Source organism: Brucella sp. RRSP16, assembly GCF_052246815.1.
Taxonomy (GTDB): domain Bacteria; phylum Pseudomonadota; class Alphaproteobacteria; order Rhizobiales; family Rhizobiaceae; genus Brucella; species Brucella intermedia.
The window spans coordinates 1-15,592 of the sequence record NZ_JBQQAM010000028.1 but is presented as its reverse complement, the minus strand read 5'-3'; the positions used below and the strand labels follow the sequence as shown (position 1 = coordinate 15,592).

The window sequence follows — 15,592 nt, the reverse complement described above, 5'->3', positions numbered from 1 at the left end:
CGGAACCGCTCTAACTATTTGTTTTATCGCATTATCCAACGCATCGAAGCGGCATAAGAAATCAGTCCAGTGAACTGATTTCCCCGCGTAGACGTTTCACACTTTTGCTGGAAATGCTCTAGTCCCGCAGCAATTCGTTGATCGAGGTCTTGGAGCGGGTCTTTTCATCGACGCGCTTGACGATGACCGCGCAATAGAGGCTCGGGCCCCAGTTTTCGCCGGGAACGTTCTTGCCCGGCATGGTGCCGGCGACGACGACGGAATAGGGCGGCACTTCGCCGTAGAAGACTTCGCCCGTCGCGCGGTCCACGATCTTGGTGGACTTGCCGATGAAGACGCCCATGCCGAGCACGGAACCTTCACGCACGATGCAGCCTTCAACGACTTCCGAGCGGGCGCCGATGAAACAATTGTCCTCGATGATGGTTGGGCCGGCCTGCATCGGCTCCAGCACGCCGCCGATACCGACGCCGCCGGAAAGATGAACATTCTTGCCGATCTGTGCGCAGGAACCGACCGTCGCCCAGGTGTCGACCATCGTTCCTTCATCGACATAGGCGCCGAGATTGACGAAGGACGGCATCAGGATAGCATTCGGCGCGATATAGGCCGAGTGGCGCACGACGCAGTTCGGCACGGCGCGGAAGCCCGCCTTTTCGAATTCATTGGCTGTCCATCCGTCGAACTTGGAGGGAACCTTGTCCCACCATGACGACTGGCCGGGGCCGCCCTTGATGACTTCCATCGGGTTGAGGCGGAAAGAGAGCAGAACCGCTTTCTTCAGCCATTGGTTGACATGCCAGTTGCCGTCCGCCTGTTTTTCTGCGACACGGGCTTCACCGCGGTCGAGCAGAATGAGCGATTGTTCGACGGCATCGCGCACTTCGCCGCGCGTTGCCGTATTGATGCCGTCGCGCTCGTCGAAAGCCTTGTCGATTGTCTTCTCAAGGGAGGCGAGGTCTGGCTTGGTCATAAGGTGCGGTCTCCATGAATGGGGCGGCGGAAGGCAGGCGGGAAAGGTCCAGCCCGTTTGCTGGGAAATTGATTAAGCGATGGCGCCATATGGGTCAATCGCGTTCGTGATCCGATTGCGGCGCCACGTTTGAGACAGATTAAGCAATTAGCGCCAGAATGAATGTTCAATTCTTTGCATGGCGGAATGAAGGAGCAGGTGAGTAGCATGAACCCGATGGAGAAGTCCGGCTGGACGCCGTTCCCCAATTCAGAGGAAGCTGTCAAGCAGGCGCGAACCGTACCGCAGACGCCGCAGACCGAAGCTTCGGCCTATCGCCTTGCATTCACGGACGACGAGTTCATGACCCGGCGCGACCTGCGCCCGGTGCGTCTGCAACTGGAATTGCTGAAGCCGGAAATGATTCTGGCCGACCGTGGCATCAAGTCCACCGTGGTCATGTTCGGCGGCGCGCGCATTCCCGAGCCGGGCGGCGAGGCCTGGGCGGCCAAGAACGAGGTTCAGAAGAAGAACCTCGAAGCCAACGCGCAATATTACGAGGAAGCGCGCAAATTCGCGCGGCTTTGCTCGGAATATTCCGCCACCACCTATTATCGCGAGTTCATCGTGGTGACGGGCGGCGGCCCCGGCGTCATGGAAGCGGGCAATCGCGGTGCTGCCGATGTCGCGCGCCGACCATCGGGCTCAACATCGTGCTGCCGCATGAACAGGCGCCAAACGCCTATGTCACGCCCGACCTCTGCTTCAATTTCCATTATTTCGCGATCCGCAAGATGCACTTCCTCATGCGCGCCAAGGCGATCTGCGTCTTCCCCGGCGGTTTCGGCACGATGGACGAGCTTTTCGAGGCGATGACGCTGATCCAGACCAACCGGATGGAGCGCCTGCCGCTGATCCTGTTCGGCAAGGAGTTCTGGACCAAGGCGATCAATATCGAGTTTCTGGCCGAGCAGGGCACGATTTCGCCCGCCGATATCGAACTGCTCAATTTCGTGGAAACCGCCGACGAAGCCTGGGGGCAGATCAGGGATTTCTACAAGCTCTGATCGTCCCGGATATTCTGTGCGATGCGCCCGGCCAGAGCGGTTCCGGTTAAAACGGAGTCATTGGGACCGCTCTGTCTCTTTGTTTGTACGCGCATCTATTCGGGCGTTTCTTTTTGCAGCTCATCTTCTGCTCGATAGGGACGAGGACGGTGAACGAGCGTCACCAGCACCACCGAGATGATCATCAGCAGATACCACGAGCCGAGCTTGCTCATTGAAACGAACTCCCAGCCGTTGCGCTGGTTGGGGTAAAGCCAGGCCCTCGACCATGTGCCGATGTTTTCGGCAATCCAGATGAAGAGCGAGGTCAGCAGGAAGGCGATCAGCAGCGGCATCTTGTGCCGGAAGCGGAAGACGCGATAATGCATGGAGGTGCGCCAGAAAAGCGCGAAGGTCGCGGCAAACAGCAGCCAGCGCATGTCCTGGATAAAGTGGTGGGCGAAGAAATTGATGTAGATCGCCGCAGCCAGAACCACGGTCATCCAGAGCGGTGGATAGTGGTTCAGCCTGATATCGAAAATGCGGTTGATGCGGGCCATATAGGAGCCGACAGCCGCATACATGAAGCCGGAAAAGAGCGGCACGCCGCCGATGCGGAAGAAATTTTCCTCCGGATAGACCCATGAACCGGCATGGGTCTTGAACACCTCCATCGCTGTGCCGACCACATGGAAGATGAGGATGACCTTGGCCTCCTCCCACGCTTCCAGCTTGAAGACCAGCATGGCGAGCTGGATCGCAAGCGCGGCGAGGAACAGGAAATCATAGCGGGTGACGAACGCCGCGCCGCCATCCGGCCAGAACCAGCGGGTGATGATGATGAGCGCCAGCATGGCGCCGCCGAAAAGGCAGGCCCATGCCTGTTTCAGCCCGAAAACCAGAAATTCGATCAGGGCGTCGGAGACGGGATGGCGGGGCAGGGCATCGAGAACACGATGCGCTGCCGCGTCCAGCCATTTTTCGAGGCCGGTGAAATGCCTATCTTGGCGCAACGATTTCTTCCAGAAACCGGGTCAGGTTGTCGGTCACATAGTCCACCTGATCGGTGAACTCGGGATCGCTTTCCCATATTTCGGAAAAAGTAGGCTCAAAATTGTTCGGCACCACCAGCACGGTTTTCATGCCAAGCGCTTTGGGGACGACCAGATTGCGCGCCAGATCCTCGAACATCACGGCCTTGTCCGCATCGATGCCGAAGGAGCCGAGGAAACGGTCATAGGTGACCCGTTCCGGTTTCGGCGTCAGCCCAGCCGCCACGATGTCGAAGATATCGTCGAAATCATCGAGGATTCCGAGCTGGCGCGCCGCGCGTTCGGCATGGCCGCGATCCCCATTGGTGAAGATGAAGCGACGGCCCGGCAGCGCCTTGATGGCCTCGCCCAGAGCCGGATCGGGCTTCAGCCACGTATAGTCGATGTCATGAACCTTTTGCAGAAAGTCGTCCGGGTCGATCTGATGGCACTCCATCAGGCCTTTCAGCGTGGTGCCATATTCCAGATAGAACTGCTTTTGAATCTTGCGCGCCTCGTCGCGCGGCAGATTGAGCAGCGCCTCGACATAGCTCGTCATCTTCACGTCGATCTGCGAAAACAGATTGGCGGCGTGCGGGTAGAGCGTATTGTCGAGGTCGAACACCCAGTCCGTGACGTGGGCGAAGGCAGCTCTGTCCGGAATATCGGTCATGGTCTTTCCTTATGGCACGATCAGCGTGCCGGCACCGTGCTCGGTGAAAAGCTCAAGCAGCACGGAATGCGGGGTCTTGCCGTTAAGGATGACGACGCCTTCCACGCCGCGGCGGATGGCGTCGATGCAGGTTTCCACCTTGGGGATCATGCCGCCGGAAATCGTGCCGTCCTTGATGAGCGCCTGCGCATCGGCAACCGACAGTTCCTTGATGAGGTTCTTGTCCTTGTCCAGCACGCCCGGAACATCGGTCAGGAACAGGAGGCGCGTTGCGGCCAGCGCACCGGCAATCGCGCCTGCAAAAGTGTCGGCGTTGATGTTGTAGGTGTGGCCGTCGCGGCCCGGCGCCACCGGCGCAATGACCGGGATCATTTCCGAGCGGGCCAGAAGGTCGAGCAGGGTGCGGTCCACTTCCGCCGGTTCGCCGACGAAGCCGAGGTCCAGCACTTTCTCGATATTGGAATCCGGGTCGATGACGGTCTTGTGCGCCTTCCGCGCAAAGACCATGTTGCCGTCCTTGCCGCAAAGCCCGATGGCCCATTCGCCTTCGGCGTTGATGAGCGCGACGATCTCCTTGTTGATGGAACCGGCCAGAACCATTTCCACGATCTCGACGGTCTTTTCATCGGTGACGCGCAGGCCGCCTTCGAAGCGGGATTCGATGCCGAGCTTGGTCAGCATGGCCTGAATCTGCGGGCCGCCGCCATGTACGACGATCGGGTTTACGCCCGACTGCTTCAAAAGCGCGATATCCCGTGCGAAAGCCTTGCCCAGCTCCGGATTGCCCATGGCGTGGCCGCCATATTTCACGACGACATGCTTGTTCTCGTAGCGCTGCATATAGGGCAGGGCTGCGGACAGGAGTTGCGCTTGCATTTCGGGATTTTCAAGTGTCGTCATCGCGGGCTCCATGGCAGGCGACAGGGCAGGGAGAAACAGGTTTTTCTAGACTGGTTTTGTGGCAATTGGAATCGGCTGCAGCGTATTTTTCGCTTCACCCTTCGCGATTATTTGAATTTGCAGCCGGAAACCTGTCGAATAGAAAGCCTGGCGGGATTTTTTGAACCGAATGATTTTTTTGAGAACGGTTTCATGCGCAAGTTTTTCCTTACCGCCCTCGCATCCCTGGTTGGTGCAACCGCGTCCCATGCCGCGCCCCCGCAAACCACCGAGACGATCATCCTTGTCCGCCATGGCGAGAAGCCGGAAGGCGGCTTGGGGCAGTTGAGCTGCCGGGGCCTTAACCGTTCCCTGAAGCTGCCCGCCGTCATCGCAAGGGATTTTGGCAAGCCGGACGCCATTTTCGCGCCCAATCCCGCAAAGGAGAAGATGGATGGCGGCGTTTCCTACGCCTATATCCGCCCGCTGGCGACGGTGGAGCCGACGGCGATCCGCTTTGAAATGCCGGTCGATACGCGCTTCGGTTATGACGAGATCGAAAAGCTGCAAGCCGCACTTGAACAGCCGCAATATGCCAGTGCCACGATACTGATCGGCTGGGAGCACAAGCAGCTCTACAAGCTGGCCCGGAATCTTCTGCAGGAGAATGGCGGAGATAAAGCTGCGGTGCCCAAATGGCGTGGCGATGATTTCAACAGCATCTATGTGCTGCATATCCAGCGCAGCGAGGGGCACTCAAGCGCCCGTTTCGAGCGCCTCAATGAAGGGCTGGACGGGCAGCCTGCAGGCTGCCCGGGCTGACTATCAGGCTTCCTTGATGAGCAGCGCGATTGCCGCTCGCAGTTCGTCGAGACCCACACCCTTTTCCGATGATGTGGCGATGATGCCCGGGAAGCAGGCTGCGCGCTTGTAGGTGAGCTTGTGCGTTTCTTCCAGCAGGCGCGGCACGCCCGCAGGCTTGATCTTGTCGATCTTGGTCAGCACGATCTGGTAGGACACCGCCGCCTTGTCGAGAAGGTTGAGCACTTCCGCATCGTTCTTCTTGATGCCATGCCGGGCGTCGATCAGCACATAGACGCGCTTCAGCGTGGTGCGTCCGCGCAGGTAATCGAACACAAGGCGCGTCCAGGCATCGACCTGTGCTTTCGGCGCTTCGGCGAAACCGTAACCCGGCATGTCGACCAGAGCCAGCGGCGGCAGGTCGCCAGTTTCGCCCGAATAGCCATCCGGCACGAAATAGTTCAGTTCCTGCGTGCGGCCCGGCGTGTTGGATGTGCGCGCAAGGCCCTTCTTGTTGACGAGCGCATTGATCAGCGACGACTTGCCGACATTGGAGCGGCCCGCAAAGGCGATCTCCACCGGGCCTTCCGGCGGCAGGAATTTCATCGACGGCACGCCACGGATGAAAATCCATGATTTCTTGAAAAGCAGGCGTCCTTCCTCGACAAGTGCCGCCTGGGCTTCCCGGACTGCATCCGCCGCTGCCTGAGCGGCCCTGATCGCCGCCTGCTTCTTATCCTGCTCGCTCAATGGTTCTGTCCCGGTCGGTGTGTTCTCTTGCGTACACGCATCAATGTTATGGGCCGCATTGTCAACATGAGGGTACAAAAAACCCCGCCGAAGCGGGGTTCTTTCAAGTCTATTTCTTCGCCTCTTTCGGCTTTCGCTTGAAGAGGCTCTTGAGATTGTCGAAGAGCTCGATCTTCACGCCCTGACGCTTCATGATGATGCCCTGCTGGGTGATGGAGAGCAGGTTGTTCCATGCCCAGTAGATCACCAGACCAGCCGGGAACGAAGCCAGCATGAAGGTGAAGATCACCGGCATCCAGGTGAAGATGGCAGCCTGCGTCGGGTCCGGAGGCGTCGGGTTCATCCGCATCTGAAGGAACATGGTGATGCCCATCAGAAGCGGCCAGACGCCGATCATCAGGAAGTGCGGCACGGCGAAAGGCAGCAGGCCGAACAGGTTGAAGAGCGAGGTCGGATCGGGCGCTGCAAGGTCCTGGATCCAGCCGAAGAACGGCGCGTGGCGCATTTCGATGGTGACGTAGAGCACCTTGTAAAGTGCGAAGAACACCGGAATCTGCACCAGCACCGGCCAGCAACCGGCCAGAGGATTGATCTTCTCTTCCTTGTAGAGCTTCATCATCTCCTGCTGCTGCCGCATCTTGTCGTCCGCATATTTCTCGCGGATTTCAGTGAGCTTCGGCTGCACCAGCTTCATGCGCGCCATCGACTTGTACGACTTGTTGGCAAGCGGGAAGAACAGGCCCTTCAGCAGAACGGTGACGACCAGAATGGCGACGCCGAAATTGCCGGAGAACTTGTAGATCCAGTCGATGAGATAGAACATCGGCTTGGTGATGAAGTAGAACCAGCCCCAGTCGATCAGCAGTTCAAACTGCTTGATGCCGAGCGTTTCCTCGTAATTCTTGATGAGGGAAACCACTTTCGCGCCTGCGAAGACGTGGTTCTTCACCGTCTGGGTCTGGCCCGGCGCAATGGTCATCGGCGCGCCGAGGAAATCGGCCTGATAGCGCGGACGGTCATTGGTGAAATGCGAGAAACGGCCGGTGAACTTTTCGTCCTGCGGCGGAATGAGCGTCGCCGCCCAGTACTTGTCGGTGATGCCGAGCCAGCCGCCCTGGACATCCTTGAACGAGATGTCCTTGTTGTCCTCGATCTTGGAATATTTGATTTCCTGCAGGCCGTCCTGACCCATGACGCCAATCAGGCCCTCATGCAGCACATAGGTGGCGCTGGCATGTTCTGGCTGGTTGAAGCGGGTCACGCGGCCATAGGAAGCAAGCGAGATCGGCGCACCGGAATTGTTCACGATCGTGTCCTCGACCGAGAACATGTAGGATTCGTCGACCGAGATGATGCGCTTGAAGGTGATGTTCTTCTCGTTGGTATAGGTCAGCGTAACGGGCGTCGTCTGCGTCAGCCTGTTGTTGCCTTCCACGGTCCAGACCGTGTTCGGTCCGGGAACGGGACCGGTGGTCTCGTTGCCGGTGAAGCCCAGTTCGACGAAATAGCCCTGCTGCAGCGGCGACGGCGCGAGCAGTTCGATGTTCGGCGAATTGTTGTCGACGGTCTCGTGATAGTTCTTCAGGAAGATGTCGTCGAGGCGGGCGCCGGTCAGGTTGATCGAACCGCGCAGCGAAGGCGTGTCGATTTCGATGCGCTGCGTCTGGGCAACGGCTGCCTCGCGGGTCAGCGTGCCGCCGCCGGCTGCGACATCGCTGTGACCGGGAACGTTCCCGGAGGCGGCGGGCATCTGCGGCGTGTCGCCGTTCTGACCACCTTGCGCCTGCTGCTGCGTCGCCTGTTGTTTTTGCTGCTGCTGCTCCTCAATGCGTGCCTGCTCCCGCTGGGCTTCCGATTTCGGACCCAGATAAAACACTTGCCACAGCGTCAGCACGAGGATGGACAGGGCAATGGTGATGAAGAAATTACGATTATTTTCCATTGACGGGTCCTGATTCCGGTCTTTCCGTTCGGCGTTTCCCATCGCCCCGCCGTTCACCCTTCGCCTTGATGCGGCGGGAGAGTTCTTCGGTCAGTCGCGAAAAGGGCGCAGTGAGGGCTTGCTCGCGCGCTACGATCACATAGTCGGTCGAAGGCGCCATGTCACGCCCTGCGTGACAACGAACCGCTTCTCTGAGCCTGCGGCGGATGCGGTTTCGTATCACGGCGTTGCCGTTCTTCTTCGTTACGGTGAAACCTGCACGGGGTTTGTCGCCGATCCTGGCGGCTTGCGATTCCTCTTCGGTCCGTTCCCGGACTTCAAGAAGAAACAGTGGACCACGTCGCTTTTCACCATTCCTCAAAGCCAAAAACTCCGCTCTCTTGCGAAGGCGGAGTATTTGTTTCGGCTTGTTCATTTCTTTAGTCACCGCGCGACAGCGCGGGAAAAGATTAAGCGGAAAGCCGCTTACGGCCGCGCGAACGGCGAGCGGCGAGAACCTTGCGGCCGCCGGTGGTTGCCATGCGTGCACGGAAACCGTGACGACGCTTGCGGACGATCTTGGATGGCTGGTAAGTGCGCTTCATTTATTTAATACCGCGGTGTGCGGCCCTTCTTGATTCTGTTTTTCCGTTGAACATGACCTTGTCCGAAACCGTTATTCACTTTCGGGGTCATGCTCTATTGAACAGGAGCTGGTTCTTTCCCTTGCGATGGACAGCACAAAACCATCCGTAAAACCGCGCGGGCGAACGTGACGCGGCTTATAGGGTGAGGGCGGGAAAGAGTCAATGTGCGAAGTGTGCATGGGAGCGAGGCCATTACGTTTCGGGAACATTGGAAACGCTATCCCATTCCCCTAATGCTTGAACACTTTGGTGCTTTTTCGGCCAATCCAATGGCTTGCGCTGTTGGTGCTTCAACTCATCAATACCAAGTAAACTAGCAGCGTCATTTGCGTCGCGCTTATTCTTTATATCCCTATAAGCACCCAAAAATTGTCGAATAAGTAATTGAATTTTTTCATCAACCCTCTGCAGTAAATGGATATCATTGCAGAATTGATAATGCTTGCCCCATCCTCTTATGATGCCATCCACGCGGTTAAGTGTTGCAATCAGAGAATGTTGCTTCGGAATCGGGGTGCCGGTTTTGGTATTGAGCATACCTTTCAAGCTCTGCTCAAATCTCGATTTCACATTGCTTTCAAGTTTTAAAATCGCCTTCCGAGAGGGGCGTAATAAGCCGTTGTTAAATTCAATTCCGAGAAAATCGAACTTTTCAGTCACTGCAATTGGCTCTCGCGTAGATTTTTCTTCTGAGAGTGACATATCGAAGCCGGATAGAATTTGGATAGCCCGCTTCATTCGTGCTTTAGCAGCTGCTGCGGATGGTGCGAGAATGATAAAGTCATCAATATAACGAATACAAGTGCAGTCACCACTGTTCATTTTCGCATCAAAATCGTGCAACAATAGGTTTCCCAGCAAGGGAGACAATGAGTTTCCTTGTGCAACGCCAATTTCTTCTATCGGAAAGTTTTTAGCTTTCTCTTTTAACTCCGCCATGTTCTCAAGTTCTACACGAATGGCGCTCTCGAACAGAACCATAAATTCAGGGTCTGCGGTTGCGTCGGCTACGATCTTTGTAACAATCGGTTTCGGGATCATCGTAAAGAACGCTCTGATGTCAGCGAAAGCAACATGCGTAGCCCCGTTGCCAATAGCCTTGAGAACCGCTTCGACTGCTGCGGGGACGGCCGCTAATCCATCTTGTTTCTTGCGAATCCCGCCAAAGCTATAGGCATTTTCGGCAAAAAATCGCAGCTCTGGGACCGTACTTAAGGCGTCGAGGATCGTTCGCTGTACGATGCGAGCTGGTAGTGGGGACAAAACAATCGGACGAATTTTTGTTTTGCTTTTAGTTCCATCGGCATTTTGTTTTGCGATGGGAATGCCAGAAGATTTGGGAAACTGAAAGGTTTTACGCGAGAGTTTTGTCGATAGCGCATTTATATTTTTTGTTGCATCTTCTGCAAACTTTTGAACTTCAGCCCTAACCTTGTCCGAAGTTGAAGTTTGTGCATTTTCTCTGATAACGCGCCAAGCTTTTTCGAGCGCCGTTTTACTTTGTACAATACGCATTAAACGAGAAGAAGACATGTGTCTTGAAGGCCCTGTTCGTTCACCCCACCCGTCCGACAGGCGCTGACGATTGCAGAGGTACGTTCCCGCCCATTCTGCGCGCTTTCGACGTTGACCTGCGCCACCGTCTCCACGCCACACTTCACATCGAACGCGCTGGTCAAACCCGCCGCCGACATCCATGCGAACGTCAATCCGAAGGCCCAGCCCGCTATGCGGCGCCGAAATGCCCCGGCCCGTGCCGAATTGGCACGTTTTTGCATGCTGCGCTCATAAGCAATGCCTCCTTCACCTCAGCTTAGCCTTTTTGGGCTGCCTGGCAAGGGCGCTGCTTTTGCGCGCCGCGGAGCCGCCCGGCCCGTGAAATTAATGGGTCTAGCCGTCGAACAGGTCCCCTTGAAGGATAAGGTTACGGCTAGTTTAGCTTCATCGGTACGGTCGGGTCTGACGATTGCAGAGGTACGTTCCCGCCCATTCTGCGCGCTTTCGACGTTGACCTGCGCCACCGTCTCCACGCCACACTTCACATCGAACGCGCTGGTCAAACCCGCCGCCGACATCCATGCCGAATCTCAGAGCAAGTTTATGCCATGTCTCAAATTTCTTTTCTAGGTGCATTAAATCGCCATCTACAACTTTCTGGGGTGGAGCCTAGTTTCTCGGCGTCTCTTTCTTTTTGAAACGTGTGGCAGGTTTCAAACAGGCATTGCCAAAGCGGATCAGGGCTTTAATAAGGATACGCAACATTTTCACATGCGGGCCATGCCCGCGGAAGAGCAGTATCGAGAGGAGTCCACCATGAGCATCCGTCGCATCGGAGTCGGCCCGCGCATGAGCCAGGCCGTCATTCACGGCAACACCGTTTATCTCGCCGGTCAGGTGGGAAATCCTGGCGCCAGCGTCACAGACCAGACCAAGGCCGTTCTGGCCGAGGTGGACCGTCTTCTCAAGGAAGCGGGCTCCGACAAGACCAAGATTCTTCAGGCCATCATCTGGCTCGCCGACATGAAGGACTTTGCCGAAATGAACGCCGTCTGGGATGCATGGGTCGATCCGGCTCACACGCCTGCACGCGCCACCGGCGAGGCAGCTCTGGCAACGCCTGACTACAAGGTCGAGATCATCATCACCGCCGCGGTGTAATCTGGCCCATAAAAGATTACCCCGTCGAAGTTACGGCTTCGGCGGGGTTTTTCATGAGCGGTTCCCGTCGGCAGTGCCGCCCAGACCCTTCGCACTTTTGCCGGAAATTCCCTATTCGCGTATGCGCTCCGAAAAGCCGTCGCGTCCGCCTGCGAGCGCCCTTGCATCGATCGATGCGCGCTGGCGCAGTTCCTCCAACGTGCCGCCATTCTCCAGCCAGCCGTGATCGTACAGATAACCGGGCAGGAAGCCTGACAGAAGAATGCGGTAATCGAAGGGGAAGTTCGGGTCCAGCACCCGCGCCATGTGGAAGATGATCGTGGTGCAGTTCGCGGTCAGCGTATTGTAGAATTTCGGCTGCTCGGCCAGTTGATTGCCCAGCGTGACATAGGAGAGGAAGAGTTCGCGTGCGCCTGCGGGCGGCAGGTTGACGCGATAGCGATAGACGTTTTCCTTGCGGACATTGGTGCGCAGATAAATGATGTCGCGTTCTTCGGCAGCGATCATCGCCAGCTCGAACTGGCGGAAGAACCCGGCAATGGCGGAAAAGACCTCGTGATGCTCGCGGCGGATTTCGCCTGAAAACACCACATGGCGGCCATCCTCGAAGCCGAACGACAAAAGTGTGTGGGCGATAGCCGGGCTCGACCAGTAGGAAAGAAAGACGTCGACCGATGTGATCTTGCTGAGGTCGTAGGTTTCTTCCTTCCAGTTGGGCGTGAAATCCTCCGTCGTCCGCCAGATGAAATCGCGGACATTGGAAAGGGTGACGAGATCGCCATTGACCTGCCCGGTCACCGTGCGGGCAACATCGGGCGCCCAGATGCGGTTGAGGGACGGGCGCACCGTGGACCAGGCCGCCAGCATCGCCAGCGCAAGAAGGCAGAAGAAGAGCCGCCTGCGCCAGCAGCTGTAATGTCTTTCGCCTATAATCACCGCAAGGGCGATCAGAAGCCAGATGGCGATGACGGAGCCGCGCATGGCATCGCCGAAGGGCAGCTGGAACCACATGGCGAAGCTGGCCCAGATCGCAAAGACAAGGGTGAATAGAATGAAGACGAATTTGCCTGCGATGCGGACGGGAGCCGATTTCAGGAGAGAAGACATATGCATTCCGTATTCGTCAGTTGCCGCCGCCGGGAACTATTCCGTGTGCGGAAATCGCGGCGATACTGACATGATTTGCATCGTCATGTCATGGGGGTAAGTGTGGGAACACGAAATTTAGATTCTATATTAGAATTCTTGCAAAAAGGCTCTCGCTGGCGGCTTATTTCTTTGCCGCGATTGCTTCGCCGCGCGGGCGGGAAACAGGCTTGCGGTTTCGGGCGTGCGGACGCACCAGACGCCACAGCAGCAGCGCGCCGACGATCCCGGCATAGATGACCGGTTCGGCGGGCCAGCTTTTCACCGACATGATGAAATGGATCGCGCCGCCCGCGATTGCCACATAGACCAGCTTGTGCAGGCTGTTCCAGCGCCGCCCGAGCTTGCGGATCGACCAGTTGTTGGAAGTCAGCGCGAGCGGCACCAGCAGCACAAGGCTGATCATGCCGATGGTGATGAAGGGCCGCCGCACGATATCGGTGACGATGGCGGAGATGTTCAGGCCCTGATCCAGCAGCATGTAGGTGGCGAAGTGCATCAGCGCATAATAGAAGGCGAGGAGACCCAGCGCCCGGCGGTAGCGCAGCAGCGCAATGCCGGTCAGGTCGCGGATCGGCGTGACCATGAGGGTGAGAATGAGAAAGCGCAGCGCCCACAGACCGAGCGTGTGTTCAAAGGTCTTGACCGGATCGGCGCCGAGATTGCCGCTTGCGCCCAGATAGAAGGTCCAGACAGCCGGGACGAAACCGACCGCGTAAAGCAGCCAGATTTTCCATTCACCGGGCCGGGTTGTTTTCTTCCGCTCTGTCCGGGTCGCAGCCGCCATGTCAGTAATTCACCTTCAGGTCCATGCCCGCATAAAGCGATGCGACTTCCTCGCCATAGCCGTTGAACGGCAAAGTCGGGCGTCGGCCCGAGCCCAGAAAACCGCCTTCGCCGATGCGCCGCTCTGTCGCCTGGCTCCAGCGCGGATGGTCGACCTCCGGGTTCACATTGGCGTAGAAACCATATTCGTTGGCGGCCTGCTGCTGCCACGAGGTTGGCGGCTGCTTTTCGACGAAGCTGATTTTGGTGATCGCCTTGATCCCCTTGAAGCCGTATTTCCACGGCACCACGAGCCGGATCGGCGCGCCGTTCGCATTGGGCAATGTCTCGCCGTAAAGGCCGACCGACAGGATGGTCAGCGGATGCATGGCCTCGTCAAGACGCAGGCCCTCGATATAGGGCCAGTCGAGAACCTGAAAAAGACCGGTCTGGCCCGGCATTTCCTCCGGTCGCACGAGGCCGGTAAAGGCGATGTATTTGGCCGAACCGAGCGGCTCCACCTGCGCCAGCAGGCTCGCGAGCGGAAATCCGATCCACGGAATGACCATCGACCACGCTTCGACGCAGCGCATCCGATAGATGCGCTCTTCAAGCGGCATCCGGGCAATCAGGTCCTGAATGTCGAATTCCTTCGGCTGCTTGACGAGGCCGTCGATGGTGAGCTTCCAGGGCAGCGGCTTGTAATTGCCGGAATTGGCGGAAGGGTCGCTCTTGTCCGTGCCGAACTCGTAGAAATTATTGTAGGTCGTGACGGCATCCTGCGGCGTCAGCTTCTCGTCCACCTTATAGGCGGAAGCCTTGGCATTCAGCGGTTCGGCAAAAGCCGAAGAGGCAATGCCAGCGGCGGCGAGGGCGCCGGCGCCAACCATGAAGGAGCGGCGGTTGAGATAGAGGCTTTTGGGCGTCACCGCATCATAAGTGAGGCGGGCGGATGAAAAACGCCCCGGTTTGAAGCTGCTCATTGTCGTTCCCACTTCCAAAATGATTGACCCTCAAGTTGCAGACATGATTCCACGTAAAGGCGTCAAAAGCATGGATAATCTGCGGCCAGCGCGGTGGTCACGCATTGTTGAAGCCGCGTGAATGCGTAACAGAATTGTAACACGATGTAACTTTTCGTGCGTTCTGCCATATTCTCGCTAAAACTCTGCTGTTAACCGCATTACATTAGCGCAACCGAACGAGCGACTTCGGACTAAATTCGCTATCGCCGGCAGGGGTGGGGACGCACCCGGGAAGAGCTGCCTTCAAACCTTCGTTAACGTCTCATTGGCTATGTTGAGATCATGGTAAAGAAGATGTTTATGGCCGCTTTGGCGGCAGCTGCATTCACGGTGGCGGCTGGCTCGGCTCTGGCTGAGGGACAGCCCGTTTCGACCAATGGTCAGGGCAAGGCCCTGAGCGCCATCGCCGCATCGATGAAAGAAGAGCAGGGCGCCCCCAAGCTGGGTGAAGGCGTGACAATGCGCGAGAAGAAGATGGATACGGAAACGACGCCGGAACAGAATTTTTCGCGCAGCAGGCAGTTCATCCATCGCTTCTACAAGCCGGAAAACGCCTCCAGTGAACTGGTGATCCTGCTGCACGGTTCGGGCGGAAATGAAACCAGCCTCGTGCCGATGGCATCCAAAATCTGGCCGCGCGCCACGCTGCTCGGCATTCGTGGCCGCGTGATGCAGGATGGCGGCACGCGCTGGTACAAGCGCATCACGCCCGTAAAGTTCGACCAGAAGGACATCAAGCTCGAAGCCAATGCCTTCGTGACCTTCCTCACGCGTCTGGCCGACGACAAGGAACTTGACCTCACCCACGCAACTTTCGTGGGCTATTCGAACGGCGCCAATCTTCTGGCGGCGACGATGATGCTCCACCCCGATCTGGTGAAGCGCGCTGTCCTCATGCGCTCGATGCCGGTTCTGGACAATGCGCCCGCCGCCAATCTGAGCAAGGCGCGCGTTCTCACCATCACGGGCGAGGATGACAAGCTCTATTCGCCCTTCGCGCCCGCGCTTTCAGCGCTTCTGCGCTCCGGTGGCGCGCGCGTCGACGCCCGCACCATCGATGCGGATCATATGCTGGGCGAAAAGGATGTCGCGGCCATCAGCCAATGGGTCGCGTCGCTCGGACCGGATGGCGCGCCGGCGGTCTCGATGAAAAGGCAGTAAGGCAATAAGGCAATAGGGCAGTATGTTAAGGGAATAGGGGAATAAGGGAGTAGGGGAGTATGTTTGGCTTGCGGACGACCGCAACGCACATATCCTTCTCTGCCCTACTGCCCTACTGCCCTACTGCCCTACTGCCC

The 15,592-nt window shown here is 57.6% G+C and carries 15 protein-coding genes and 1 pseudogene; 4 read left to right on the top strand and 12 right to left on the bottom strand.

Annotated elements, in window-relative coordinates; all coding sequences use genetic code 11:
* Positions 1 to 118: 118 nt before the first annotated feature.
* The gene (dapD, locus tag ACS5UA_RS22385; RefSeq protein WP_006467573.1) at positions 119 to 973 is read right to left on the bottom strand and encodes a 2,3,4,5-tetrahydropyridine-2,6-dicarboxylate N-succinyltransferase; all 855 of its coding nucleotides are present in this window, start codon (positions 971 to 973) and stop codon (positions 119 to 121) included.
* 207 nt (positions 974 to 1,180) lie between these two features.
* On the opposite strand from dapD, the pseudogene ACS5UA_RS22380 reads away from it, so the two are divergent.
* Positions 1,181 to 2,019 (top strand): annotated as a pseudogene (locus ACS5UA_RS22380) (LOG family protein).
* 95 nt (positions 2,020 to 2,114) lie between these two features.
* Here ACS5UA_RS22380 and ACS5UA_RS22375 read toward each other — a convergent pair.
* Genes ACS5UA_RS22375 through argB form a run of 3 tightly spaced genes read right to left on the bottom strand, consistent with a single transcriptional unit; the run spans position 2,115 to position 4,602 of the window.
* Complete coding sequence (locus ACS5UA_RS22375) at positions 2,115 to 3,011, bottom strand: DUF817 domain-containing protein (protein ID WP_443101860.1); 897 nt, start codon at positions 3,009 to 3,011, stop codon at positions 2,115 to 2,117.
* A complete protein-coding gene (locus ACS5UA_RS22370; RefSeq protein WP_183515966.1) occupies positions 2,998 to 3,702 on the bottom strand; it encodes a pyrimidine 5'-nucleotidase in 705 nt (234 codons plus the stop codon). Before ACS5UA_RS22370 ends, ACS5UA_RS22375 begins: the two co-directional genes overlap by 14 nt.
* Before the next feature lie 9 nt (positions 3,703 to 3,711).
* Positions 3,712 to 4,602, bottom strand: a complete 891-nt coding sequence (gene argB / locus ACS5UA_RS22365; protein WP_006472297.1) for an acetylglutamate kinase — start codon at positions 4,600 to 4,602, stop codon at positions 3,712 to 3,714.
* Positions 4,603 to 4,794: 192 nt separating this feature from the next.
* Here argB and ACS5UA_RS22360 point away from each other — a divergent pair, with 192 nt between their 5' ends.
* Positions 4,795 to 5,403 carry a hypothetical protein gene (locus tag ACS5UA_RS22360; RefSeq protein WP_443101859.1) on the top strand — a complete coding sequence of 203 codons (609 nt, stop codon included), beginning with the start codon at positions 4,795 to 4,797 and terminating at the stop codon, positions 5,401 to 5,403.
* Positions 5,404 to 5,406: 3 nt separating this feature from the next.
* Here the strand turns inward: ACS5UA_RS22360 and yihA are convergent, their stop codons facing one another.
* The 5 genes from yihA to ACS5UA_RS22335 all read right to left on the bottom strand — a co-directional run bounded on the left by yihA (position 5,407) and on the right by ACS5UA_RS22335 (position 10,398).
* On the bottom strand, positions 5,407 to 6,033 hold the full coding sequence (gene yihA, locus ACS5UA_RS22355; protein ID WP_443101861.1) for a ribosome biogenesis GTP-binding protein YihA/YsxC: 627 nt from the start codon (positions 6,031 to 6,033) through the stop codon (positions 5,407 to 5,409).
* Positions 6,034 to 6,241: 208 nt separating this feature from the next.
* The gene (gene yidC / locus ACS5UA_RS22350) at positions 6,242 to 8,074 is read right to left on the bottom strand and encodes a membrane protein insertase YidC (protein ID WP_063881524.1); all 1,833 of its coding nucleotides are present in this window, start codon (positions 8,072 to 8,074) and stop codon (positions 6,242 to 6,244) included.
* On the bottom strand, positions 8,064 to 8,489 hold the full coding sequence (rnpA, locus tag ACS5UA_RS22345; protein WP_036565519.1) for a ribonuclease P protein component: 426 nt from the start codon (positions 8,487 to 8,489) through the stop codon (positions 8,064 to 8,066). The genes yidC and rnpA overlap by 11 nt, the downstream gene beginning before the upstream one ends.
* Before the next feature lie 34 nt (positions 8,490 to 8,523).
* On the bottom strand, positions 8,524 to 8,658 hold the full coding sequence (gene rpmH / locus ACS5UA_RS22340) for a 50S ribosomal protein L34 (protein ID WP_006467565.1): 135 nt from the start codon (positions 8,656 to 8,658) through the stop codon (positions 8,524 to 8,526).
* Between the two features lie 234 nt (positions 8,659 to 8,892).
* Positions 8,893 to 10,398 carry a reverse transcriptase domain-containing protein gene (locus tag ACS5UA_RS22335; protein ID WP_443101858.1) on the bottom strand — a complete coding sequence of 502 codons (1,506 nt, stop codon included), beginning with the start codon at positions 10,396 to 10,398 and terminating at the stop codon, positions 8,893 to 8,895.
* 615 nt (positions 10,399 to 11,013) lie between these two features.
* Between ACS5UA_RS22335 and ACS5UA_RS22330 the strand changes: the two genes are divergently transcribed.
* A complete protein-coding gene (locus ACS5UA_RS22330) occupies positions 11,014 to 11,358 on the top strand; it encodes a RidA family protein (RefSeq protein WP_006472300.1) in 345 nt (114 codons plus the stop codon).
* 111 nt (positions 11,359 to 11,469) lie between these two features.
* Here the strand turns inward: ACS5UA_RS22330 and ACS5UA_RS22325 are convergent, their stop codons facing one another.
* The 3 genes from ACS5UA_RS22325 to msrP form a co-directional block, all read right to left on the bottom strand.
* Positions 11,470 to 12,471: an Lnb N-terminal periplasmic domain-containing protein gene (locus tag ACS5UA_RS22325; protein ID WP_063881522.1), complete on the bottom strand. Its 1,002-nt coding sequence runs from the start codon at positions 12,469 to 12,471 to the stop codon at positions 11,470 to 11,472.
* A 157-nt stretch (positions 12,472 to 12,628) separates the two neighbouring features.
* A complete protein-coding gene (gene msrQ / locus ACS5UA_RS22320) occupies positions 12,629 to 13,291 on the bottom strand; it encodes a protein-methionine-sulfoxide reductase heme-binding subunit MsrQ (RefSeq protein ID WP_006472301.1) in 663 nt (220 codons plus the stop codon).
* Between the two features lies 1 nt (position 13,292).
* On the bottom strand, positions 13,293 to 14,252 hold the full coding sequence (msrP, locus tag ACS5UA_RS22315) for a protein-methionine-sulfoxide reductase catalytic subunit MsrP (protein WP_443101857.1): 960 nt from the start codon (positions 14,250 to 14,252) through the stop codon (positions 13,293 to 13,295).
* A 324-nt stretch (positions 14,253 to 14,576) separates the two neighbouring features.
* On the opposite strand from msrP, the gene ACS5UA_RS22310 reads away from it, so the two are divergent.
* On the top strand, positions 14,577 to 15,455 hold the full coding sequence (locus ACS5UA_RS22310) for an alpha/beta hydrolase (protein WP_006467559.1): 879 nt from the start codon (positions 14,577 to 14,579) through the stop codon (positions 15,453 to 15,455).
* The last annotated feature ends 137 nt before the right edge of the window (positions 15,456 to 15,592 follow it).

Bases quoted from the DNA above. Each gene is read 5' to 3' on its own strand.
- ACS5UA_RS22330 (WP_006472300.1), top strand. From the start codon at position 11,014: ATGAGCATCCGTCGCATCGGAGTCGGCCCGCGCATGAGCCAGGCCGTC.
- msrQ (WP_006472301.1), bottom strand. From the start codon at position 13,291: ATGGCGGCTGCGACCCGGACAGAGCGGAAGAAAACAACCCGGCCCGGT.
- ACS5UA_RS22370 (WP_183515966.1), bottom strand. From the start codon at position 3,702: ATGACCGATATTCCGGACAGAGCTGCCTTCGCCCACGTCACGGACTGG.
- dapD (WP_006467573.1), bottom strand. From the start codon at position 973: ATGACCAAGCCAGACCTCGCCTCCCTTGAGAAGACAATCGACAAGGCT.
- ACS5UA_RS22310 (WP_006467559.1), top strand. From the start codon at position 14,577: ATGGTAAAGAAGATGTTTATGGCCGCTTTGGCGGCAGCTGCATTCACG.
- rnpA (WP_036565519.1), bottom strand. From the start codon at position 8,489: ATGAACAAGCCGAAACAAATACTCCGCCTTCGCAAGAGAGCGGAGTTT.
- ACS5UA_RS22335 (WP_443101858.1), bottom strand. From the start codon at position 10,398: ATGGATGTCGGCGGCGGGTTTGACCAGCGCGTTCGATGTGAAGTGTGG.
- ACS5UA_RS22360 (WP_443101859.1), top strand. From the start codon at position 4,795: ATGCGCAAGTTTTTCCTTACCGCCCTCGCATCCCTGGTTGGTGCAACC.
- argB (WP_006472297.1), bottom strand. From the start codon at position 4,602: ATGACGACACTTGAAAATCCCGAAATGCAAGCGCAACTCCTGTCCGCA.
- yidC (WP_063881524.1), bottom strand. From the start codon at position 8,074: ATGGAAAATAATCGTAATTTCTTCATCACCATTGCCCTGTCCATCCTC.
- rpmH (WP_006467565.1), bottom strand. From the start codon at position 8,658: ATGAAGCGCACTTACCAGCCATCCAAGATCGTCCGCAAGCGTCGTCAC.
- msrP (WP_443101857.1), bottom strand. From the start codon at position 14,252: ATGAGCAGCTTCAAACCGGGGCGTTTTTCATCCGCCCGCCTCACTTAT.
- ACS5UA_RS22325 (WP_063881522.1), bottom strand. From the start codon at position 12,471: ATGCATATGTCTTCTCTCCTGAAATCGGCTCCCGTCCGCATCGCAGGC.